This window comes from Clostridium felsineum DSM 794 (assembly GCF_002006355.2).
Classification (GTDB): domain Bacteria; phylum Bacillota; class Clostridia; order Clostridiales; family Clostridiaceae; genus Clostridium_S; species Clostridium_S felsineum.
Genome location: NZ_CP096980.1, coordinates 124,767 through 148,598 on the forward strand (window position 1 = coordinate 124,767; position 23,832 = coordinate 148,598).

Consider the following 23,832-nt stretch of genomic DNA (forward strand, 5'->3'; position numbering starts at 1 on the left):
GTAAAAAATGGAGGCACCTCTTAGGGTTATGCCGCAAAATTTAGAGGCAGAACAGAGTGTATTAGGTTCCATGATAAGCGATAAAAATTGTATAGCACAGGCTGCTGAAACCTTAAGAGGAGAAGATTTTTATCGTGAAAATCATCAAATCATTTTTAAAGCAATGTTGGAACTTTTTCAAAAGGATATACCGGTAGATTTGATAACTCTTCTAGAGCATTTAAAGTCTACTGATAAACTTGAAGCATCAGGTGGAATAACATATGTAACACAAATTAGAGATTCTATCGCATCGACTGCAAATATTCAATCCTATATAAAAATAGTTAGGGATAAAGCAATACTAAGAAGGCTTATAAAATCTTCAACAGATATAATAGAAGATAGTTATTCTAAACAAAATGATGTAGAAAAGGTATTAGATAGTGCAGAAAAAAGAATATTTGATATAGCAGAAAATAAAGTTACAAGTGATTTTGAAGCTATGAACGTGGTACTTGAGCGAGGCTTTGAACAAATAGAAAGACTTTATAATAATAAAGGGGAAATAACAGGTATTCCATCTGGTTTTCCTGAGCTTGATGATAAAACCTCTGGCTTTCAAAAGGGGGATATGGTTCTTATTGCAGCAAGACCATCAATGGGAAAAACTACATTTGCACTTAATATAGCAGAATATGCGGCGTTAAGGGCTGGAAAAAGTGTAGTAGTATTCTCTCTGGAAATGTCAAAGGAACAGCTTGCATACAAATTACTTTGTTCAGAAGCAAATGTGGATATGTTAAAGCTGAGAACAGGAAATCTTGAAGATGAAGACTGGGATAATATAGCTAGGGCATCAGGACCACTGGCAGATGCTAAGATTTTTATTGATGATACAGCAGGTGTTAGTGTAATGGAAATGAGATCTAAGTGCAGGAGATTAAAAATAGAGCATGGTATAGATCTTATAGTTATTGACTACTTGCAACTTATGTCAGGAAGCGGAGAGAGCAGACAACAAGAAGTATCAGAAATATCAAGATCCATAAAAGCACTTGCAAAGGAAATAGAGTGTCCAGTTATTGCTCTTTCACAGTTATCACGTGCGCCAGAGCAGAGAAATGATCACAGACCTATGCTTTCAGATTTAAGAGAATCTGGTTCTATCGAGCAGGATGCTGACCTTGTTATGTTTCTTTATAGAGATGAATATTACAATAAAGAAACAGAGCAAAAGAATGTTGCTGAATGTATTATAGCAAAACAGAGAAACGGTCCTACTGGAACTGTTAATCTTGCTTGGCTTGGTCAGTACAGTAAGTTTGGTAGGCTAGATGTAATTCATCAAGAATAAAAAAACAACTTGTGGATAACACAAGTTGTTTTTTTATATATTAAGTTATCAACAATGTTAATATGAAAACTATACTATTGTGGATAACGTAGGGGAGAAAGTTTATCCACAGTGTATAACTTTTTTTTATTAGTGTATATCAATTCGTTTTGTATCATTTTTCCCTTTGGACTTTTTAGGTAAAGTTACTTTAAGGACTCCATCAACAAAAGCTGCATCTATTTGAGTGTCATCAATGTTATCTACATAAAAGCTTCTTCTTAATTCTCCATAACTTCTTTCACGTCTTACAAAATTATTTTGTTCATCTTTTGTTTCGGTAACATCTTCTCTTTTAGCAGCAATAGTTAAATAATTATTTTCATATTCAAGTGAAATGTTATCTTTTTTTACACCAGGTAAATCAGCTGCTACAGTATATTTATCTTCATCTTCTTTAACGTCTACTTTAAAACTTTGATTACCTGTAAACATAGTTGATGGAAAAAAGCTATCTGAGAAAAAGTTATCAAACATCTTATCGAAAAAATCATCTCTTCTCATTAAACCACCGTTATTATTTCTTCTAAAAGGAACCATTCCAAACATAATTAAAACCTCCTAAAAAATATAATATAATTTTATTTTGCTTATACTAAAAGTTTTATTCATTTATAGTAAAGAGAAACAAAGAAAATATTTTTAGAAAATACTGAAAGTTTGACTTTCTCTTTCTTTCACCTTACAAATATATAATAATGCAAAAGTCAAAGAAAGTCAAAATCAAAATAATTTTAAAAATAAGAGGTTTCACGAGAAAAATAAAGGTAAAAAGAGTTAAATTAAAATTTTGAAAAAATACAAAAAAATTTAATGAGATTTGCTTGAAAAGTGGAAATACAATATATTAATTTCAATATTTTTCATAAAAAGTTGTGAAAAAGAAATTAATGTAGTAAAATATATTTCGTAGATATGCTCCTGTAGCGCAGTTGGTAGCGCAGCTGATTCGTAATCAGTTGGCCGTAGGTTCAAATCCTATCTGGAGCACCAGTAAAATCAAGGGTTTTAGGAATTTTGTATTTTAAAATAATTATAAATACACTTAAATGTATACCTATTGGTGAAAAAATAAGGCGTTTTATAAAAAAATTAAGGGGCTGTTGCAAAACTAAAAAAATAGTTTTGCAATAGCTCCTTTGTTGTATATAAAAAATGTGAGTTCCGAAGAACTCACATTGATTGTATAATTAAATTATGAACGTAACTAAATTATACACAAAAAATTATAATCAATTTAATGATAATTTGCAACTTATATTACCATTAAATTTAGAAAACTTAATACCAGAAGATGATTCGGTTCGTTTGCTAAGCTATTTGTTGGAGGGATTAAATTATAAAAAATTGTACAAGGCGTATTCTTCCGTAGGAAGAAAATCAGCAGTTGAACCCAAAATCATGTTCAAAATAATATCTTATGCTTATTCTCAAAATATTTATTCAAGTAGAAAGATAGAAAAAGCATGCAAAAGAGATATAAATTTCAAATGGCTACTTCAAGGCTTTAAAGCACCTGATCACGCTACTATAAGTAGATTTCGAAAAAAATATCTTTCAAATGAAGTGATTGAAGATTTATTTTATCAACAAGTTAACTATTTAGCTAAAGAAAAAGAATTATTATTTGAAAATGTATTTATCGATGGTACTAAAATTGAGGCAAATGCCAACCGATATACTTTTGTTTGGAAGAAAGCTATTTATAAAAATGAAGGTAAGATGTTTGATAAAATTATTGCTCTTGTTAAAACCATTAATCTTGAAAGATTAATGAAATTCACTATTGAGAGAGAAACTTTGATTGATGATATAAACAAAATTCTTCAATGGCTTTTATTTGAAAAAGAAAAAAGAAATATAGAGTTTGTTCATGGAATCGGTAAAAGAAAAACTGCAATTCAAAAGTGGATAGAACAACTATCACAATATAAAGAAAGACAAGAAAAATATAATTTAAGTAAGAAAATATTTTCAAAAAGAAATAGCTATTCTAAAACTGATACTGATGCAACTTTCATGCATATGAAAGATGATCATATGAGAAATGGTCAATTAAAACCTGCCTATAATGTACAAATAGCAGTTGATAGTGAATATGTAACTGGTGTTGGAGTATTTGATGATAGAAATGATATAGCAACATTAATACCAATGATTACTAATATGCAAGAAAAAATTGGTCATAAATATACTAATGTGATTGCAGATTCTGGTTACGAAAGTGAAGAAAACTATTTGTTTTTAGAGTCTAATAATCAAATACCATATATAAAACCTCAAACTTATGAGAAATGGAAAAAAAGAAGTTTTAAAAACGACATCAGTAAGCGTGAAAATATGAAATATGATGTTAAAACAGATACATATATTTGTCATAATAATAGAAAATTATTCCCATCATATATTATTCATAAAAAATCTGCAAGTGGGTATACGTCTGAGGTTACTGTTTATGAATGTGAAAATTGCGATAACTGCACTTTGAAATCAAAGTGCACAAAAGCAAAGAATAACCGAAAAATGCAGGTTTCAAAGACTTTTATTAAAAAGCGTCAAATTTCATACAACAATATCAAAACTGAATTGGGAACTAAATTGAGAATGAACAGATCTATTCAAGTTGAAGGTGCGTTTGGAATTTTAAAAAGCGACTATGAATTCAAAAGATTTTTAACACGTGGAAAAAATAGTGTAAAAACTGAATTTATTTTGCTTTGTTTTGGATATAACATTAACAAATTACATTTAAAAATCCAAAATGAAAGAACTCAAAAGTATCTTCACGAATTAAAAACTATTTCCTAATTATGGAATAATACAGTTAGGTTTATTTTAGTGCGTCAAAATCTCATGGAAATTCAAATAATTAATATAGTATTTAAAATATTAGGCAATTTTATAGCTTAAATAAAAAAAGAGCATCGCTCATGATTAATTTTAATCATTTTGCGACACTCCCTTGATTTTTTTATTTGGGAATGTAGATAGATTTGTGTAAACAAATCTACTGCATTCTTTTTTTTGAATGATTTAGTGGTAGATTTGGAATAATATACTTAACAAAGATTAAGGAGGATTCCCAATGAAAGTTCCAGATATTGATTATCAAAAAGAAATAAAAAAGTGTAAGACAATGGATGATGTTGTAGGTAAGAATGGGTTGATGCAGAAATTATTGAAAGACGTCATGCAACAATTACTTGAATCCGAGATGGATGAACACTTAGGGAGAAAAAAATACGAACGCACAGATGAGGATGAAGACGCAAACTATAGAAATGGTTATTCAAATAAGTCTGTTAGAAGTAGTTACGGAGAAGTGCCTTTAGATGTGCCAAGAGATAGAAATGCTCAGTTTGAACCTATAGCTATAAAAAAGTATGAAAAAGATTGTAATGAACTAGACAAAAAAATAATAGGACTGTACGCAAGAGGAATGTCTACAAGAGACATTCAATCAGAACTTGAAGAATTATATGGCATAGATGTGTCACCTTCAATGATTTCTAAAATAACAGATAAAGTTATGGATGCAGCGGCTGAATGGCAAAACAGAATGTTAGATCCAGTTTATCCTATTGTATATATGGATGCTGTTCATTTCAAAGTAAGAGATGAACATAGAATTGTTACAAAAGCTGCATATATTTGTATGGGAACCGACATGAAAGGATATAAAGATATTTTAGGAATTTGGATTGGTGAGGCTGAAGGCGCTAAATTTTGGCTTGGGGTATGTAATGATTTAAGCAATAGAGGTGTTAAAGATATACTTATTGCATGCATGGATGGCTTGAGAGGATTGCCTGATGCAATAAAATCTGTATTTGTATCTAGAATACCACAGGTTTTACCTGTGGTTCCGGAAAGCTTATAGCTATGAGTAGAAAAAAGAAAAACTCCAATATAAAATAGAAGTGGGTTTGCCAACCACAACTAAAATATATTGGAGGTGTGTCCAAAGTGGACAATAGTAGTTTAGCACATAGCAAGTGGAATTGTAAATATCATATAGTATTTGCACCAAAGTATAGAAGACAAATAATATATGGAAAGATAAAAGTGGATATAGGAATAATACTGAGAAAACTATGTGAGCAAAAAGGTGTAGAAATTATTGAAGCTAATGCATGTAAAGATCATATACATATGCTTGTAAGTATACCGCCTAAATTAAGTGTATCGCAGTTTATGGGATATTTAAAAGGGAAAAGTTCACTGATGATTTTTGATAGACATGCAAATTTAAAATATAGATATGGTAATAGGCAATTTTGGTGTAAAGGATACTATGTTGATACTGTAGGAAGGAACAAAAAAGTCATAGAAGAATATATAAAAAATCAAATACAAGAAGATTTGGCATATGAACAGATAAGTTTGAAAGAGTATATTGACCCGTTTACGGGTGAGACAGTAAAAAAAGGCAAAAAATAAGCACCTTTTAGGTGCAGCCTGTAAAGGTATGCGGTTGGCAGACCGTTCAGTGTGCGAGTAGCACTGCCAGTAACATGCCCTTATAGGGCTAGAGCAAACTACCCGTTTTACGGGTAGTTATGATTCCAATGGTATGTATTCAAAATTGTATAATACATCAGATAAGAAATTCTATTAAGTATATAGCTTCTAAAAATAAAAAAGAGTTTATGAGAAATCTGAAACTTGTTTATAAAGCTGATACAGAAGAAATAGCACTAGCTCAACTAGATGAATTAAAGAAAAAATGGGATAAAACCTATGAATCTGTTATAGATTCATGGTATGAAAATTGGGATAAATTATCTACTTATTTTTCTTATACAAAAGAAATTCGAAAAATTATTTATATTACAAACGCTTTAGAAGGCTTTAATAGACAGCTTAGAAAATTCACTAAGACAAGGACTGTTTTTCCTACTGATGATTCACTTCGTAAATCGCTTTATCTAGATACAGAACAGGTAATGAAAAAATGGATTTCTCCAATGCCTAATTGGGGAATAACGCTTTTAAAATTAGAAATAATGTTTAAAGAAAGAATTAATGAAGCTTTAGCAATTTAGTTTGTACAAATTTTAAAATTATAGTATAAAAGTCACTTTTTTGCACAAACTAAAAATATAATATTACTTATTTTTAGTATTTCTAGAAGTGTTAAAAAATATAACTGAAAGCTAAATTTCCCAGTTGAGCATGTGAAGAAAAGTCTGTAAATAAAAATAATAAGGCTTTCTATGGTAAAATAAAATCATAGGAGGCCTTTTATTATGGCAAGAAAAAAAGATATTTATAAGGTAAAACCAATGAATGAAGGAAAAAGAAATATTATATCAGCTCTTATAGACGAGTATGATATTCAGTCAGCTGAGGATATTCAGGAAGCTTTAAAAGATCTATTAGGTGGGAACTATTCAATCTATGCTTGAAGGTGAAATGGACGAGCATTTAGGCTATGAAACATATGAACGAGCCGAAACTATAAACTCAATAAATGGAAAAAAAGGATTCGAAGCAAATATGGGGAGATGAATATAGATGTACCACAGGATAGAGAAAGTTCTTTTGAACCTAAAATAGTACAAAAACACCACAAAGATATTTCTGGTATAGAAGAAAAAATTATTTCTATGTATGATAAAGGATTAAGTACCAGACAAATTTCAGAATAAATTGAAGATATATATGGGTTTGAGGTTAGTGAAGGAATGGTTTCAAATATAACCAATAAACTTCTTCCTGAAATAGAAGCATGGTAACATAGACCTTTATCTACAGTATATCCAATTGTTTTCATTGATGCAATTCATTTTTCCGTAAGGGAAAATAACGTTATACGTAAGCTTGCAGCTTACATTATTCTTGGTATAAATAATGAAGGCAGAAAAGAAGTACTTTCTATAAATATTGGAGAAAATGAAAGCAGTAAATATTGGCTTAGTGCTCTCAATGAATTAAAAAATAGAGGTGTTCAAGATATCCGTATCCTTTGTGCAGACGGTCTTACAGGGATAAAGGAATCTATATCAGTAGCTTTTCCAAATACTGAATATCAACGTTGTATAGTTCATCAAGTAAGAAATACATTAAAGTATGTTGCTGATAAAGATAAAAAAGAATTTGCAAAAGATTTAAAAACTATATATCATGCACCTTCTGAGGAAATTGCATATAAGCAATTAGAAGAAATTACTGAAAAATGGGAAAAACATTATCCTAACTCAATGAAAAGCGGGAAATCAAATTGGGATGCTATTAGCCCTATTTTTAAGTTCTCTGCTGATGTAAGAAAAGTTATTTATACTACAAATGCAATTGAAAGTCTCAACAGCACATACCGTAGATTAAATAGACAAAGAACTGTATTTCCAAGCGATACATCACTTTTAAAAGCTTTATACCTTGCTACTTTTGAAGCTACAAAAAAATGGCGTTTGCCACTAAGAAATTTGGGTAAAGTGTACGATGAATTATCCATTATGTATGAAGGACGACTTACTGAATAAAAAGCTTAATATGCCAGAAACGCCTGTTTTTAAAGGCGTTCTTGACATACATATTTTTAGAATGTATATTTAAAACAAGATAGAAAGTCACTTTTATGACAATCTTGTCTTTTAAAACTTACCATAGAAAGTTATTTTACAGAAAGAATTTTACACGCTCCTGATATCCCTTATATTATGCACAAAGTGTATATCATAAATTAGTTTATTTACTGAATAACTTATAAATTGTTCTAATGATAATGAAAGTTCATTACATATCGTAGTTACTTCTGATATAAGCTCAATATTATTTATAGTTATATTGATGGTTACAGATGTTTTAATATCATTCATTTTATATACCTCTCCAATTATTTTTTATAGCGTTCCATTTTCTTTTAAGCTATAGTATTTACATTCTGATCCAATTATAATATGATCAAGTAATTCTATTCCGATTAACTTGCCTGCTTCTTTTAATCTTTTAGTAATAGTTATATCTTCTTGGGAAGGTTCAGTATTTCCAGAAGGATGATTATGAAATATTAATATACTTGCTGCATTTGATAATATGGCTGCTTTAAATACTTCTCTTGGATGCACTATAGAACTATTTAATGGTCCAATACTTACTATATTAATAGATATAGGCTGATTTTTTGTATCCATGCAGCAAGCAATTAACTTTTCCCTATCGGCATCTTCAAGAAAATATTTTCCTAAGTTTACTGCGTCTGAAGGTGAAAGTATTTTTCTTGTATTATATAAAATACTACCTTCTCTTATCATTTTTATTGATACTATACTTACTCTTTTTGAGGGAGTAGTGCTATTGGGTTTATTACATATATCCATTACCAGTTGATGTTCTGTTTGTTTTCCTATACAGTATAGTGATTTTGACATGTTTAAATCATTCCTTTAAAATACATTTAATAATTTTATTGGTATTAAAGGATATAATATATATTTGAAATTTTTAATAAAGACGATTAATTTTAAGATACTGATAAGTGATAAAGAATTGATTATTCCACATCTAGGTGAATATAACTTTTGCTTTTAGTTTAATAATGAAGGTAATTGGGATATAATATATTATGGTATAATTTAAATAAATTTTATTATAAAAAGTACAGGTTGGTGATAAAATGGAGTATGGGAATAATTTGATTATAAAGAGATTATTTACTAGAAATATCATGAATGATCTTATAAAAAACAGAAAAAATGATACATTCACATATGCTATTAATCGCTATCTGAATGAAACTAAATCCAAAAAATACAATGATTTAATTTCTGAGATATATAAATTGGCAGGAAAGCAATATAGAATGGAATATTTTTATAAAAATACACTATTAAATAAGCTATTATTGGGAAAACACAGTTTGAAAACGACAACCGCATTAACAGAATTAGCTATATGCAAATCTAAAGCTGATTTTGTAATGATTAACGGAAAGGGTGTTGTTTATGAAATAAAGACAGAATTAGACACTTTAGAGCGACTTGAAAATCAAATACAAGATTATTATAAAGTTTTTAAATATGTATGTGTGGTTACATGTGAAGAGCATTATGAAAAATTAAGGGAAAAATTATTAAATACAAAAGTAGGAATTTATGTTTTAACGAAGAAAAATACAATTAGCGTAAAAAAAGAACCAGAAGAGGAAGATTCTTTTTTAGATAAAAAAGCAATTTTTAAAGTATTAAGAAAGAAAGAATATGAGGAGATCATTTTCGAAAATGTTGGATATTTGCCTGAAACGTCTCAATTTAAATACTATAATGAATGCTACAAGTTATTTCAAGAGATAAGTATAAATGTTATACATAAGAGTATGCTAGATAAGTTAAAAAAGAGAATGAATATTGAGATTCAAGAGTATAAAAATTGTGTACCATATGAATTGAAATTTTTAATTTATTTCTCACAATATAATAAGGAAGACTATGAAAATTTAGAAATATTTTTACAAAGTGAATTTGGAGGATGAGCTTATGTATTTACCATATTTAAGAGGAAGACAGTTTGAATTACTTGCGCTAAGAGAGCTTTTAGAAAAGAAACTAATTGGAACTAAAATTATACCTATTATTGAGCCTATAAAGCCTACATCAACATTGATAAAGACCCTTAAATTATATACAGTAAACCAAAGAAGTTTAGCAATAATTATGAATCCAAGGGTTGGTAAGTTTTCAGCAGAAGTAAGAAAAATGAGGGATACTAATAAAGATAATAATATTATTAAATCATTATATGATAGTATGAATCAAGAAAATGCTATTAAAGCATACATTATGACGGGGAAAATAGCAGAAAAAATAAAGTCTAAAGAGGATAATAATAAATTTATAATAATAAATGATAATAGAGATACTTTGGATTATTATTTAGATGTATATAACGAGGAATGTCCAATGTTTACTTTGATTCCAGACGATAGAATCTTTAGGATAAGTGTAGAGAATGGAAGAGTGCTATTTTCAGATAGATTTAAAAAGAAAGAAAGAAATGTAGATTATATAAAAAAAGACGATGAATTTTTTTCAGATGATCATTTGTTCTTTATGGAGGAAGGATATAAGGGATTCTCTGATTATTCAGTAGTTGGACAAGAATTTAATGATTCAGGATTTGCCCCTTTGGCTGTTGCCATTCATATAGCCTATTTTGATAATAAAAAAAATTTAAGAATAAAGCATTTTGTATCAGACTCTAATGAAGATATTAGTGATCCAGCAGGAAAGTTTGGAGAGGCATTAGAAAAACTAGTTTTTTGGGTAAGAGATAACGAAATTCCTTTAACAGAAGCTTTAAAAGAGTTTAATGAACTTTATTATACAGGTAAATATCCAGGATTGGGAACCGTAAAAAAATTATCAATAATGCATCATATTGAATTAATCAATAAATATTTAGAGGGAGAAGTATAAAAGATGATATGTTGTATTGAATGTTTTAGAGATACGGAGTTAAAATCAATGATTTCTTCTTATGAAAAAAAGGGAGATTGTGAAATTTGTGGAGCTAAAGATACATATATTTATGATACTGTAAATGATAATTATTTGGCGGAATATTTAGATGAATTATTAGATGTATATACTTATAAAGAGAGATTACCATGTGACTATCCTGTGAACTTATTAAATAATCTCAGTAAGGAACTTGTTGAAAAATGGAGAATGTTTAATATATCAGAAGAGAAAGTAAGAGAACTAATTATAAATATATGTAAAGAAAAATATGATTCAGAATCAAAATTATTTATTGAGCCTATAGGTATATTAGAGTTATATGATAAAGATTACTTAGAAAAAAATTGTATATTAAAAACTCATCAATGGGAAAGTTTCAAATATTCAATAACTAATATAAATAGATTTCATTCAGACCATATTAATACAGAAGTATTAGGCAAGCTATTTGGCAATATGTGTTCAGAATATAAAACAGGTACTATATTATATAGAGCAAGAATCTCAGATGAAAGTGGCTATAAATCAAAAGATATGGGGGCACCACCTCCTAGATTGATATCAGCAGGTCGAGCCAATTCAGAAGGGATAAGCTGTTTGTATTTAGCGGATAATATTGATACAACAATTCATGAAATAAGGGCACGTGATTTAGATTATATATCAGTGGGAAGCTTTGAACTAAAAAAGAATATTAAAGTTGTTGATTTAAGTTATATAGAAAACTTTAGTCCGTTTTCAACTGGATATGATCTTACATGGCTTGCAGTAAACATAGAACTTTTGAAGAAAATTGGAAAAGAGATATCCAAGCCACTGAGAAGGCAAGATAGTATTTTAGATTATTTACCAACTCAATATATAAGTGATTTTGTTAAACATTTAGGATATGATGGAATAAAATATAAAAGTACTCTTAGTTCTGATGGAAATAATTTTGCTATTTTTAGTGAGAAGAATTTTAAGTGCAATAAAGTTGAAGTATATCATATAAACGAATTGGAATATCATAAGAAAAAAGTAAAATAAGTTTAATTTAATAGGTTAAAGTATAATTACATGAGATGAGTGGATTTAAAGCTATTAAATTAGAATCAATAGCTTTGCCACTCTCTTTTATATGGATTTATATGGAGTTTTAGAACATTTTTCAATATGGCAACCATTATGGCTAAGAGATAGTATTGGAAAATATGAAAAAAGATTCAACTTCTTCTCCGATTGTATCAAAATCATCCATAGTAAATATCACCTACTTTCAATGTAATTAATATTAAATTCTATAATATTTTTTTAATTCCTTTTTTATAGGGGTAGAGTTTACCAATAAGGATAGATTTAATGATATATAAAATTGTTAAGAGAGTAACAAAAATAAAATTTATTATATAAACAGCAGAGAAATGTTTTAAAATAATATTTTGGTAAATAATAGTAAATATAAAATGGCAAAGAGATTAAAGTCGTATAGAAATGAGATGCCAAGTACTTGCAATAGGCTTAAAAATACGACATATAATCGAGAAAAATAAATATTAAATGATATTTGGATTTTTAATAATGTGATTTTATTAGAGATTTGTAAAAAAGTTTATGGTAAAATTAAGAAGAAATGATGAAATTCCACTATTATTATACATAAAAATTGTTGATTAAAATATGTAATATTTAATTAGGATTTTAAAATTGAGTAAGAAGGAGAAATTGTATATGTCAGATAGTTTATTTTATTGTGATATAAAAAATGGTAGTAAAATATCAGGATTTATTTCAGCATTCGAGGAATACTCTCAAAAGGAATCAAAACAAGCATATATAATAAAACAAGCATTAGGAACAACTAAGGATAATGATTATAATTATGATGATGAAGCAATTATTTTGGTTCCAAAGCATAAAATTATTGTAATGAATTATGGCATAATTGATAGTAAAGATTTTGAGCATTTTTTGGAAGATTTCACGGAGGATTTAGGCTATCTATCTGATAAGTTTAGTTACAAGAAAATATTGGGACGACCAAGAGAATGGCAAAAATTAATTACAAGTGAAGATTTTCATGAGGATATGGCTGATGATATTTCAGGTTTCTTAGAAGATAAGTCAGTACAATCTGATGATGAAAGAAAGATAGATCTTCTTATATCTTTATTAATAGGAAGTATAAATGACATAGAAAAATTAGGATTAGAAAATCCTGAAACTTTATTGGACAAAGTAAAAAAGAAAATTATACTATTTGATGGTATGCAAAGTAGATTTATTTATGAAAAAGTTGATAAACCACAAGTAGTAATACAGGGATTAGCAGGCACTGGAAAAACAGAATTGCTATTACATAAATTACGTGAAACATATATTGAAAATAAAAATAGTAGAATTGTATTTACTTGCTTTAATAAAGTTTTAGCAGATGATATGAAAAATAGAATTCCTAGATTTTTTAATTTTATGAAGGTTGAGGAGCAGATTGAATGGGATAGTCGCCTTTGGGTTTTTTCAAGTTGGGGATCACAGAGTGTACCAAATTCAGGATTATATAGTTATATATGTTCAAAATATGGTTTGCAATTCAAAAGATTTTCGTATATTAATACTTTTGACAAGGTATGTGAGGATGCCTGCGAGCAACTTAAATTGATAGAAAACCTTGAACCTTGTTTTGATTATATTTTTATTGATGAAAGTCAAGATTTCTCACAGAGCTTTTTTGATTTATGTAGCTTAGTAACAAAAGTAAGAATTTATATTGCAGGAGATATATTTCAAAATATTTTTGATATGAATATTGAAAATTCTGTAGAATGTGATTATTTACTTAATAAATGTTATCGTACAGATCCTAAAACTTTAATGTTTGCTCATTCCATAGGTATGGGATTGTATGAAAAACCTGTAATACGTTGGTTGGAAGATAGAGAATGGGAATCTTGTGGGTACGAATACGAAAGAAAGAATGGAAAATTTATACTTAACAGAACACCAATTAGGCGGTTTGAGGATGTTGAATCCATAAATAGTATACAACTTAGAGGTTGCTCCATTGATTATTTTACAGAAGAAATTTTAACATGCATTGATGAAATAAGACAAAATAATTCTACTGTTTCACCTGATGATATTGCCGTGGTTTTTGTAGGTAATACAAAAAATAATTATGAAATAGCAGATAGTTTGATGGTTGAAATAGATAAAAAATATAATTGGGAAATTAATAAGGGCTATATAACAAAGACTAAAGTAAAAGATCAATTATTTGTAAGTAATACTAATAATATAAAAGGTTTAGAATTTCCATTTGTAATTTGTGTAGAAACGAGTAAAATAACAGATCGTATACATCAAAGAAATTCCATATATATGATTCTAACTCGTTCATTTTTAACGTCATATTTTATTGTGAATAGTGATAATACTGAATTTATAGAAATATATAAAAATACAATTGATAATATTAATAAAGATGGCTTTATGAAGTTAAGGGAACCAGATAAGAAAGAAAAAGAGGAGCAGGAAGAAAAAATTAAAATTATGGCTCAAGCTAAAAAGAAATCTGTTGAAGATATAATAAATCAAGTATGTAAAGAAGATTATCCCAAACTATCACGTAAATATGTAATAATGTTGTATAACACTATACCAACTATTATTGAAAATGAATCCGAAGAAGAGGTTATAACTAAAACAAGAGGAATGATAAAAGTTATTTTGGGGGATTAATACTATGAAATCATATCAATTCAAAGTGAATGAGTATTTGATCGGTGGTAGTACAGCTATTAGAGAAAAAGTTGATGTTATAAAACTGTTGATAGGCACTATTAAATATATTAGCTCGGTAACACTAGATGATTTACACTCTAGGCTTGAAAATGATATTACAGTAATTATATATGTAAATAAAATGAGCAGAATATTTTATTGTCAGGATGAAAAAATGCATACAGTTCAATTTCCGTTTTCTATTTTAGAAGAAGATAAAAAATTAAAGGTATACTACGATAAATATGAATTAGACAGTAAAATTACTACAATTCTAGCTGATATATTTAATCATCAAATTGAATTTAATGAATCCTTAGAATCTATGGCAGAAGTATATTATAATACTATGAAGGAATATGAAGTTGAAAGTGGAATTTATAACGAATTGTGTTGGGAAATACTTTTGTATTTATTATCATTTGAACCTGGATATTTAAGGTATGATTATGATTTAGAAAGACAAGATCCAATAGTACATCCATTAAATCATCTGGATGTTTATTATTCAGGTAAAAATACGTTTAAAATAGGATTAGATAAAAAAATTAATAAAGAGGATTTAATTGATATATTAGATATTAATACTAATTGCAAATTTTTAAAGTGAAAATTAAGTATAAAACCAATTAATACAGGCATATTAAATCTATAAAAGTACACCTATTTATACACCTATACAATTAATAATAATATAATTGTATAGTATATAATATAATAAAAAAGTCTATGAATATAGATAAAATATAACACGATATAACCATAAATAACTACACAAAATCTATATGCACGGATTCGTAATCAGTTGGTCGTAGGTTCAAATCCTATCTGGAGCACCAAGGTAAATAATGCTAAAGCTTTTAGAGCTTTGGTATTTTTTTATGTAGTAAAATATATACTACCGTATTCTAGTAAAGATAAAGCAGGGAATTATAAAGTCAAAGGCATATATTAAGATATAGATAATTTTAATATTACTAATAGATTTAAAATTAAAGGTGTAGGAAATTCAGTAAAGGTTGTAACTGATTTTGGAACACTCTTTAAGGTTAGTTCAAATATATTAGTAGATAATGATATTAGATACATCCATATTTCAAGGGTAGATTAAAAGTATCATCCTATTTTTCTAAACGGAAATCTATACAATGATGAAATTAAAAGAAATTATTTTGAAAAGTGTTTAACTATTTAAGATAGGTATGTTGACATAAAAAGACAATATTAATGATTTCATTATAATTATCAATAAGCTGTAAACTGTTGAAAACCCTTGAAATAAATCATTGACAGTCGAAGACGAGAGTAATATAATAAATCTGCAATGGGAAAAGTTTGGTAATGAAGTACGAATAATATTAAATTTCGTATTTAACTGTAGCCAACAACACTAAAGATATATAAAAGGAGGAGTTATTATGGCTCAAATCTCTGTAACACCCGAAGAGTTAAAATCTCAGGCACAGGTTTACATTCAATCTAAAGAAGAAATCGATCAAGCAATTCAAAAAGTGAATTCAATGAATAGCACAATTGCTGAAGAATGGAAAGGTCAAGCCTTCCAAGCGTATTTGGAACAATACAATCAACTTCATCAAACTGTTGTTCAGTTTGAAAACCTTCTTGAGAGTATTAATCAACAATTGAACAAATACGCAGATACTGTTGCTGAACGTGATGCACAAGATGCTCAGAGCTTCGGTTTCTAATAAATCAAGATGCTACTTTTTGTGGCATCTTTTGTTAAAAAATAGACTATTACTATTCATCTGTATGGTTTTGGGGCTATTTTTTTTGGCGAACCCTCCATGTTTTGCAGATGATAATGGAAGCCTTCAGCTTAATCCTAATGTGATTACCAATTCAGATGGAGGTATTGGAACAACAAGCGACTTCTCAATACGAAACCAGCTTTTTACTCCTACAATTGACAAGCTTGCAAAAGAGCAGGCTCAGGATAATGTTCCAAAACAAAGAAAGACACTCGATTTCTCAAAGCAGACAACCAATACACTCTACAATGCAAATACAAAAAAGGTTGTAAAACAGCTATTTGTGGACTATAAGCCGCAAGTTATTGCAGCTAGTACGAGCACGAGTTATTCTAAAACAACGATTTGGTATTGGATCATTTCACTAGCTGCGGTTCCATTGATTGTTTTAGCTATTTTCTTAGGACGAAAAAATGCAAAAAGGAGATTAAGAAAGAAAAATGAGCGAACGCATTGATATAAGCATTGAGCTTAATGGGCAACAGTTGGATTTCTGTATTCCTACAGAAATAACTATGGGGCGTTTTATCGAACTCATGCATCAAGTGCTTAAGGGTGGAGTAATGCCCAAAAGTTGGACGCTTAAGCTGAAAGACAAATACATAAAAGTGGATGATACTGATTTGATAAAAGAACTGCCAATAGGCAGTGGGGACGTATTTTGCATTATTCCCACGAGAGAAAGACAGGAGAATTTGAATGAAAATATCTAACAGTAAGATGAGTCTTGAGTTTGAAAGAAATAAAAATTTTTTTCAAGTACGCTTAGAAAGTACGCAATTTAAGGAAGCAGTGCTCAAAGAACTTTCTGACAAAGTGACTGTTAATGAAGACAATGAGACATGGGTACTTTCTTACACTGTTCCTGAAGCGGCTAAAAGTCTGGCCTCTGCTACAAGGCTTACGAAAACGCGTCTTGAAAGATTAAAATTGGCACAAAAACTTGTTACACTTTCTGGTTTGGAAAATCAATTTAAAATTCCTTTTCTTCATCCAGAAAATATATTATTAATAGGAGAAAAAATATTTGTTGTTCATTTTGGTATGCATCAGCTCATTGCGCCATTTGATATCACTTCGATGGATTTTTTAAAGTCGTATAAAGCTCTTATTTTTTACATATTCAATTCTAAAGTACCATTTGAGTCACTTGTTTCTGGCTCACTAGCAATGAATGATAAGTTTAGTCAAAGGATTAATAGTTTTGAGAGCATACAAGAAATAGCTGAATTTATTGATCAGGAGTTACAAAACGAAACAGAAAAGATTAATCGAAATATCGCTTTTGTACCCAAAGGTCGCTATCGCTTCTTTAAATACTTTGGAACTTTGGCTATTATCCTTGCACTTATTTTAGGTTGGTTTACTTACTCTTATTACAGTAACAATAAGAAGCAAAATGCTATTATTACTGCACAGACTGATTTCTTGACCAATAACTATGACAAAACGCAGACTGACTTGCAAAACTATGCTCCTAATAAACTACCAAAGGCAGCACGTTATATACTAGCTGTAAGTTCTGTTAATTTGTCAGACTTAACAATGGCACAGAAACAAGCCATATTGAATAATATTTCCACTAAATCAGATGATAATACCTTAAATTATTGGGTTTATAGTGGTCGTGGTGACTTTAAGCAAGCCTTGAACCTTGCACAAAATTTGGGTGATGTTCAGTTGACTTTATTAGCATACACTAATCTTTACGAGACAACCAAGCTTAATACCACAATGGATGGTGCGAAGAAACAACAACTTTTGGATGAGTATAATAAGAAAATTCAAGAGCTAACAAAAAATCTTGGGAAATAGGAGGTACTTATGAGCAGTAAAGGTTTTGAAATCGGAGAAGAGATACAAGAACAAAATTTCTTTATTGATAATCGCTTGAATGGGAGTCAGCTTCTCTTTGTAATTTATCTTTTAGGAGAGAAGCTCCATACTATTAGTTTGTCAGAAGAGCGTCCGTCTATTAGGTATCAAGAGTCAATCTTTGGTGTTATTGGTGGAACACTGTTTATAAATGGTGCCACCGTTACTAAGGGATACTCTAAAGTGGGAGAGCTTGAAGTTTTGGTTGTTTCTCCGCAAACTGCTGAGACAATGTTCTTTTTAATTAATAAAGAGGAGTATTTTGTTCTGGGATCAGACGCAATTGCAAGTATCCAAACCCAAGGAAATGTACAAGTGGTTATTCATGAGGACACTTTTATAATTGATGACAATGGAGACTTTGTTTATTTCAACAATGATCCAATCAAAGGGCATCATTATGTTAAGGGCATTCAAACAGGTAATCAAATATTGACACATGATTTTTTGCTTGAAAAGCGTAAAGCTCAATGGAAGTTAACTACATTTTCAGATACTATTAATTTTGATAATGAGTGTTTTTTAAGGCAGCTTCCTGAAGTTGAATTCCCAAAAGATTTTCCTAAATACAGACGTAGTCCTAGGCTTCGATTAGAGCCTCCTTGTGGTAAATTTAAGATTCAGAAAATCGTGGAAGCACCAAAAGCAAGTAAAAATGGAGTTTTGAGGGCAATTGTTCCGCCTATCGGTATGCTTGCTGTCACAGGGATGACTAGTGTTCTTTCAGGACGTAATCCACTCATGATGTTAGGTATGGGCTTTATGAGTGTTATAACGGCTACTTTTACTGTCTCTCAGTATATAGGAGAGAAAAAAGAGCAGAAGATCGAGAATAAAAAGCGAAAGGAAAACTATGAGCAATATCTTATTAAGACAGTAGCTGAAATTTCTGATAAATATGATGAAGAAACAGAAGTATTGAATTTTAGAAATCCTTCGCCTAGAAGATTATTTGAAATGATCGAAACATACAATTCTCGAATCTATGAGCGAATGGCAAATGACAAAGATTTCTTAATGGTCACGCTAGGCATAGGAAATCAATCCTCTCATTTATCCATTGATTCAGATATTAATGACAGAGACACGGATGAGGATTCGCTGCGTGTAAAACGTTTAGTCGAGAGTTTTTCGATGCAACATGAAGTACCGATAACGCTTAAGTTGACAGAACAAACTTTAGGATTAGTTGGAACCTATCCTGTACTAAAAACTGCAGTTGCTAATTTATTATTGCAAGTGGCTTTCTTTCATTCTTATCGAGATGTCAATTTCTTGAGCCTTGTGCCAGAGAAGAGTTATCTAAAGGATTGGACACAATGGCGACTTCTTCCTCATTTTAAAATTCAAGAGTTGAATATGCGTGGTATTGTTCATAATGCTCACACACGCGATCTTCTCTTAAATTCGTTCTATCAGATTTTGAATAAACGTAAGCAAGTGCTAAAAGATGCGGGAAAAGAAAAACCGAAGTTTGCACCACATTATATTTTTACAATTTTCGATGATTCTTACCTATCAGGTCACGGTATTAACGAATTTTTGGCAGAGGATATGAGTGAACTGGGTGTAACAGTTATCTGGTGTAAGGAAGACCAAAAACTCCTTACTGAAACAGTTACCGCACTTGTGGAATACAAGAACCAAAGTGCAGGCGAAATTATTAATGATAATAAAGTCTATGTGGCTAAATCTTTTGAACCATATGGAGAGGTACCATTCCTTGAAAAGAGCCTTCGTAAGCTTACGAACTTGGAACACGTTGAAGTAGAGAAAAATGCGATTCCTGAAAGTTTGAGTTTGCTTGACCAATACGAAGTGAAAAAGGTTGAGGAATTGGATATAGAGAAGCGCTGGGTAAGTGCTGAGCCTAATAAGTCCATTAAATCCCTTATTGGTTGGCGTGGAAAATCAGAATATATGTATTGGGACTTACATGAAAGGGTGCATGGACCGCACGCTCTGGTCGGTGGTACTACAGGTTCAGGTAAGTCTGAATTCTTAACCACTTACCTTATTGGGCTTGCTATTAACTTCTCTCCAGAAGACATTGGAATGCTTATCATTGATTGGAAGGGTGGCGGTATTGCTAACACCTTGGATAAGCTACCACATTTTATGGGTTCTATTACCAACTTGGATGGAGCAGGAACTGCAAGAGCATTGGCAAGTATTAAGGCTGAAATGGATAAGCGTATGAAAGAATTTGCTAGGTTCGGAGTGAATAACATCAATGGCTATATGAGTCTTTATAAGAGTCGACTTAATCCTAAACCTGACACAAAATATCCTCAAAAACCCATTCCACATTTGATTCTAGTCTCTGATGAATTTGCAGAATTAAAATCAAATGTTCCTGAGTTTTTAGATGAATTGACTTCTGTAGCACGTATCGGACGTTCACTTGGAGTACATTTGATTCTAGCAACTCAAAAGCCAAGTGGCGTTGTCAATGATCAAATAGAAGCTAACTCAACAAGTAAAATTGCCCTTAAGATGGCAAGCGAGCAAGATTCTAATGAACTTTTAAAAACACATGATGCAGCACATATAACACAGCCGGGACGTGGATATATAAAGGTTGGTCAAAATGAGGTTTATGAGCTTTTTCAAAGTGGTTATGCAGGAATTCCTTATGATCCAGATGCTGAAACGGTAGAAACCGCGGATGAGCGTATTTATCAAATTAACGGTATTGGTCAAACGGAACTGGTTTATGATCCGGGCGAGGAAGTGGTTCAAGTGCATGACACAAGTGATCTACCTACACAACTTGAAGCGGTTATTTCAGAAGTAAATCGTGTGTTTGAGGAATCACAATTAACGCTTCCGGCTAAACCTTGGTTACCTAATTTAAAAAGTCAGCTTCCAACACCAGAGTTAACTCAAGCACCAGAACTCAATACAAAAATTCCATTGGGACTCCTTGATATTCCAAGTAGCCAGACTCAAGAGAACTACACTTTTGATATTACAGATGCTAGTCATACGATTATCTTCTCAAGTCCAGGTTATGGTAAATCAACAGTACTTCAAACCATTGTTATGAATTTGGCAAGGCAAAATACACCTGAAAGGATTCAATTCAATCTTATTGATTTTGGAAATAATGGATTATTGCCACTGAAGGGATTGCCACACGTGGCAGATATTGTGATGTTGGAAGAAGTAGAGAAACTTGAAAAAATGATGGAACGAATTTCTTCTGTATTATTCTATCGAAAGAGCTTGTTCAAAAAAGTAGGAGTTGCATCTCTTTCACAATATGAGTCAAAAACAAAAGAAAAGCTTCCAATCATTATAACTACGCTAGACAGTTATGATGGCTTAAGTCAACAAGACCGCAGGAAAGAAGCTATTGATAATTTACTCATTCAACTTTTGCGTGAAGGAGCAGCCTTAGGACTATATCTTATTATGACAGCAGGACGAGTAGGTGGAGTACGCATGAGCATGATGTCAAATATTAAAACCAAGATGGTACTTTATCTTAATGATGAGTCTGAAGTTGTAGCAGTTATGGGACGTGATCGAGTGACTCAAGAAGAAATTGTTGGACGAGGTCAAGTCATGCTGGATACCCCAACAGCGATTCAGTTTTATTTGCCAAGTCACGATGGAAATGTTCTTAAACTTCTTGAAGCTATTGAAAATGATGTGATCAAATTGGATAAAGCATGGACAGGCGAGAGACCTGAAAAAATTCCAATGACCCCTGAAGAATTAAGCTTAGAGGCTTTTGAGGAGCTTCCAAAAGTTATTCAGTGGAGAAAGTCACAAAGAATTCCAATGGGGATGTCTTATCAAACGACAGAAATCCTTGGAATTGTACCAAGTACCCAGCCGTATTTCTTGTTTGCGCCAATGGATGATGACCAGATGTTACTTTTCCAAAGTCTTTTATTGACTGAAATTGCTAAAATCAACACAGATGTCTTATTGGTTGATTTCAATGAAAGCTTTGAGGAAGTACTTATGCAGCACTCCTTAACAGAAAATGTTACACTCGTTACAGATAAAAATGATGCTAAAGATGTCATTGCAGGTATGGTTGGTTATGTGAAGCTTGCGAAAAAACATGAAAATGGTGAGCCAATGCTTCTTGTGATTAGCAACCTTCAAGATTTTATTCAAAAGACAAACCTTCCTGCCAATGATTTTGTTTTAGCTTTGAAAAATGTTTACAAGGCAGGTTTGGATATCTTGATTTTCACTCCGCATGAATACATTGCGAAGAGTTTTGACGAAGTGCCAAAAGCTATTAGGCAATTGAAATTTGCAGGAATGATTGGATCAAGAGCTTATGACACTCCTCTAATTAAGACCACAAGCACTTCTAGAGAACCTGAGCTTTCAATTCAAGATGCTTACTTTGTGTTAAGGGGTGGCTCTAGTTTTGATAAGATGAAATTGCCTCAAATCACGAAAGGAGAGAATAATGACTAAAAGTTCACCAGTATTATTACCTCTAGGGACAGCAGTAAGAATAAAAGATGATGATAGTATATATATTATTATTTCAAGGGGATTTCAAAAAAGGGGAGAGGAGACCATTGCAGGTTATCGTGGAGTTCCCCATCCCTTTGGAGAAAATAGCAAATATAAAACACTTGTGATTTCAAGCAAAGCTATTACAGAAGTGGTTCAACGGGGTTATGAGGACAAGCTAGATGAAAAATTTATAGATGAACAACTCTCAAAAGTCCTTGACGCTCCAGTAGGCTCCACAAAAAAAGAACCTGCCAAAGTTGTGGAGTCTGCTATGCCAAAGACAGAAGTAGAGGTAAAGACGGTGCCCCAAAGTACTCCAGTAAAGAAGGAGACTGAACATCCTTATGATCCATTTTATAAACTCAAACACAAAAGAAAGGAAGTTAAAAAATAATGGAAGAAAAAAGTTTTTTACCACTCGGAAGTATTGTAATTCTCAAAGGTGCAATCAAAAAATTGATGATTGTCAGCAGAGCTAATGTAGTTAATAATAATTATTTTGATTATGGTGCAATTCTTTATCCAGAAGGGATGGTTGATGAAAATGTAGCTTACTTCAATAGCAAAGATATTTTTAAGATAGTTTCAGAAGCATATACAGATGAAGATGATGCATTGATAGTGGAACAACTAGTACAAGCTAAAGAAGAATACTTAGCGTCTAGCGTTAAGGAAATTGAAGAAAATGTTTCAGCACAAGAAACAGTGTCAACAGAGGAAGCTGACCTTGAGGATGATCCTTTTGCAGCTGTGCGAGATATGGAGGATGAAGATGAGTGATTCAGAAAAATATGATCGAGTCATACGACTAAATGGTTATGTTAATCGACTGGAAGATTTATTAGATGCTACTTGTGAACTGGATTTTACACAATTCGAAACAGCAGGAACAACGAATTGGTCGGGTAAAGTAAAGAAAAGTAATTTTGACAATGAATATAAAAATGCCAGCGACCAATTAGCAAAGGCAGCACCAGAAATAGAAGAAGCGATTTCAACATGTAAGAGCAAGATGTACAGTTTGGCTTGGTCCATTAATGATAAATGGATGAAGACAAAAGCTCTTGCCATTACAACTTTCTAGGAGGGGCAAGAT

Annotated in this window: 18 protein-coding genes, 1 tRNA gene and 3 pseudogenes; 20 read left to right on the plus strand and 2 right to left on the minus strand. The window is 30.8% G+C overall.

The genetic code is table 11. The features are described 5' to 3' along the window. Window positions 1–7 precede the first annotated feature (7 nt). The gene (locus CLFE_RS00655) at window positions 8–1,336 is read left to right on the plus strand and encodes a replicative DNA helicase (RefSeq protein WP_077834855.1); all 1,329 of its coding nucleotides are present in this window, start codon (window positions 8–10) and stop codon (window positions 1,334–1,336) included. Between the two features lie 129 nt (window positions 1,337–1,465). On the opposite strand, the gene hsp18 is transcribed toward CLFE_RS00655, so the two are convergent. Further along, entirely contained in the window at window positions 1,466–1,924 is a 459-nt protein-coding gene (gene hsp18, locus CLFE_RS00660) for a heat shock protein Hsp18 (RefSeq protein WP_077834854.1), read from the minus strand. A gap of 368 nt (window positions 1,925–2,292) precedes the next feature. Here hsp18 and CLFE_RS00665 point away from each other — a divergent pair. The 6 genes and pseudogenes from CLFE_RS00665 to CLFE_RS00690 all read left to right on the plus strand — a co-directional run bounded on the left by CLFE_RS00665 (window position 2,293) and on the right by CLFE_RS00690 (window position 7,860). Then, a tRNA-Thr gene (locus CLFE_RS00665) sits at window positions 2,293–2,368 on the plus strand. Between the two features lie 204 nt (window positions 2,369–2,572). Then, window positions 2,573–4,183, plus strand: coding sequence for an IS1182 family transposase (locus CLFE_RS00670; RefSeq protein ID WP_250944600.1), 1,611 nt, complete (start codon window positions 2,573–2,575; stop codon window positions 4,181–4,183). 277 nt (window positions 4,184–4,460) lie between these two features. Beyond that, window positions 4,461–5,207 (plus strand): annotated as a pseudogene (locus tag CLFE_RS00675) (IS256 family transposase); the annotation flags it as partial. Between the two features lie 134 nt (window positions 5,208–5,341). After that, window positions 5,342–5,815 carry an IS200/IS605 family transposase gene (gene tnpA / locus CLFE_RS00680; RefSeq protein ID WP_077836276.1) on the plus strand — a complete coding sequence of 158 codons (474 nt, stop codon included), beginning with the start codon at window positions 5,342–5,344 and terminating at the stop codon, window positions 5,813–5,815. A gap of 125 nt (window positions 5,816–5,940) precedes the next feature. Next, window positions 5,941–6,420: pseudogene (locus tag CLFE_RS00685) on the plus strand (transposase); the annotation flags it as partial. A 240-nt stretch (window positions 6,421–6,660) separates the two neighbouring features. Beyond that, window positions 6,661–7,860 (plus strand): annotated as a pseudogene (locus tag CLFE_RS00690) (IS256 family transposase). A 360-nt stretch (window positions 7,861–8,220) separates the two neighbouring features. On the opposite strand, the gene CLFE_RS00695 reads toward CLFE_RS00690, so the two are convergent. Further along, a complete protein-coding gene (locus CLFE_RS00695) occupies window positions 8,221–8,697 on the minus strand; it encodes a JAB domain-containing protein (RefSeq protein WP_242951735.1) in 477 nt (158 codons plus the stop codon). Between the two features lie 296 nt (window positions 8,698–8,993). Here CLFE_RS00695 and CLFE_RS00700 point away from each other — a divergent pair, with 296 nt between their 5' ends. The 13 genes from CLFE_RS00700 to CLFE_RS00760 all read left to right on the plus strand — a co-directional run bounded on the left by CLFE_RS00700 (window position 8,994) and on the right by CLFE_RS00760 (window position 23,820). Continuing rightward, window positions 8,994–9,848 carry a sce7726 family protein gene (locus CLFE_RS00700; RefSeq protein ID WP_077895489.1) on the plus strand — a complete coding sequence of 285 codons (855 nt, stop codon included), beginning with the start codon at window positions 8,994–8,996 and terminating at the stop codon, window positions 9,846–9,848. 4 nt (window positions 9,849–9,852) lie between these two features. Further along, window positions 9,853–10,791, plus strand: a complete 939-nt coding sequence (locus tag CLFE_RS00705) for a sce7725 family protein (RefSeq protein ID WP_077895490.1) — start codon at window positions 9,853–9,855, stop codon at window positions 10,789–10,791. 3 nt (window positions 10,792–10,794) lie between these two features. Beyond that, on the plus strand, window positions 10,795–11,865 hold the full coding sequence (locus CLFE_RS00710; RefSeq protein WP_077895491.1) for an RES family NAD+ phosphorylase: 1,071 nt from the start codon (window positions 10,795–10,797) through the stop codon (window positions 11,863–11,865). A gap of 681 nt (window positions 11,866–12,546) precedes the next feature. Next, on the plus strand, window positions 12,547–14,556 hold the full coding sequence (locus tag CLFE_RS00715; protein ID WP_077895492.1) for an STM2767 family DEAD/DEAH box helicase: 2,010 nt from the start codon (window positions 12,547–12,549) through the stop codon (window positions 14,554–14,556). Window positions 14,557–14,560: 4 nt separating this feature from the next. Beyond that, window positions 14,561–15,208, plus strand: coding sequence for an STM2766 family helicase-associated protein (locus CLFE_RS00720; RefSeq protein WP_077895493.1), 648 nt, complete (start codon window positions 14,561–14,563; stop codon window positions 15,206–15,208). A gap of 808 nt (window positions 15,209–16,016) precedes the next feature. Continuing rightward, window positions 16,017–16,307, plus strand: coding sequence for a WXG100 family type VII secretion target (locus CLFE_RS00725; RefSeq protein WP_077836130.1), 291 nt, complete (start codon window positions 16,017–16,019; stop codon window positions 16,305–16,307). Further along, a complete protein-coding gene (essA, locus tag CLFE_RS00730; RefSeq protein WP_077853008.1) occupies window positions 16,285–16,827 on the plus strand; it encodes a type VII secretion protein EssA in 543 nt (180 codons plus the stop codon). Before CLFE_RS00725 ends, essA begins: the two co-directional genes overlap by 23 nt. After that, window positions 16,811–17,083 (plus strand): EsaB/YukD family protein, encoded by a 273-nt coding sequence (locus tag CLFE_RS00735; RefSeq protein WP_077853007.1) that lies wholly within the window; start codon window positions 16,811–16,813, stop codon window positions 17,081–17,083. The genes essA and CLFE_RS00735 overlap by 17 nt, the downstream gene beginning before the upstream one ends. Continuing rightward, window positions 17,070–18,185, plus strand: coding sequence for a type VII secretion protein EssB (gene essB / locus CLFE_RS00740; RefSeq protein ID WP_077895494.1), 1,116 nt, complete (start codon window positions 17,070–17,072; stop codon window positions 18,183–18,185). Before CLFE_RS00735 ends, essB begins: the two co-directional genes overlap by 14 nt. A 9-nt stretch (window positions 18,186–18,194) precedes the next feature. Further along, window positions 18,195–22,691 (plus strand): type VII secretion protein EssC, encoded by a 4,497-nt coding sequence (essC, locus tag CLFE_RS00745; protein WP_077895495.1) that lies wholly within the window; start codon window positions 18,195–18,197, stop codon window positions 22,689–22,691. Beyond that, window positions 22,684–23,130 carry a DUF4176 domain-containing protein gene (locus CLFE_RS00750; protein ID WP_077895496.1) on the plus strand — a complete coding sequence of 149 codons (447 nt, stop codon included), beginning with the start codon at window positions 22,684–22,686 and terminating at the stop codon, window positions 23,128–23,130. The genes essC and CLFE_RS00750 overlap by 8 nt, the downstream gene beginning before the upstream one ends. After that, window positions 23,130–23,516 (plus strand): DUF4176 domain-containing protein, encoded by a 387-nt coding sequence (locus CLFE_RS00755; RefSeq protein ID WP_242951733.1) that lies wholly within the window; start codon window positions 23,130–23,132, stop codon window positions 23,514–23,516. The genes CLFE_RS00750 and CLFE_RS00755 overlap by 1 nt, the downstream gene beginning before the upstream one ends. Further along, a complete protein-coding gene (locus tag CLFE_RS00760) occupies window positions 23,509–23,820 on the plus strand; it encodes a hypothetical protein (RefSeq protein WP_077853002.1) in 312 nt (103 codons plus the stop codon). The genes CLFE_RS00755 and CLFE_RS00760 overlap by 8 nt, the downstream gene beginning before the upstream one ends. Window positions 23,821–23,832: the final 12 nt, after the last annotated feature.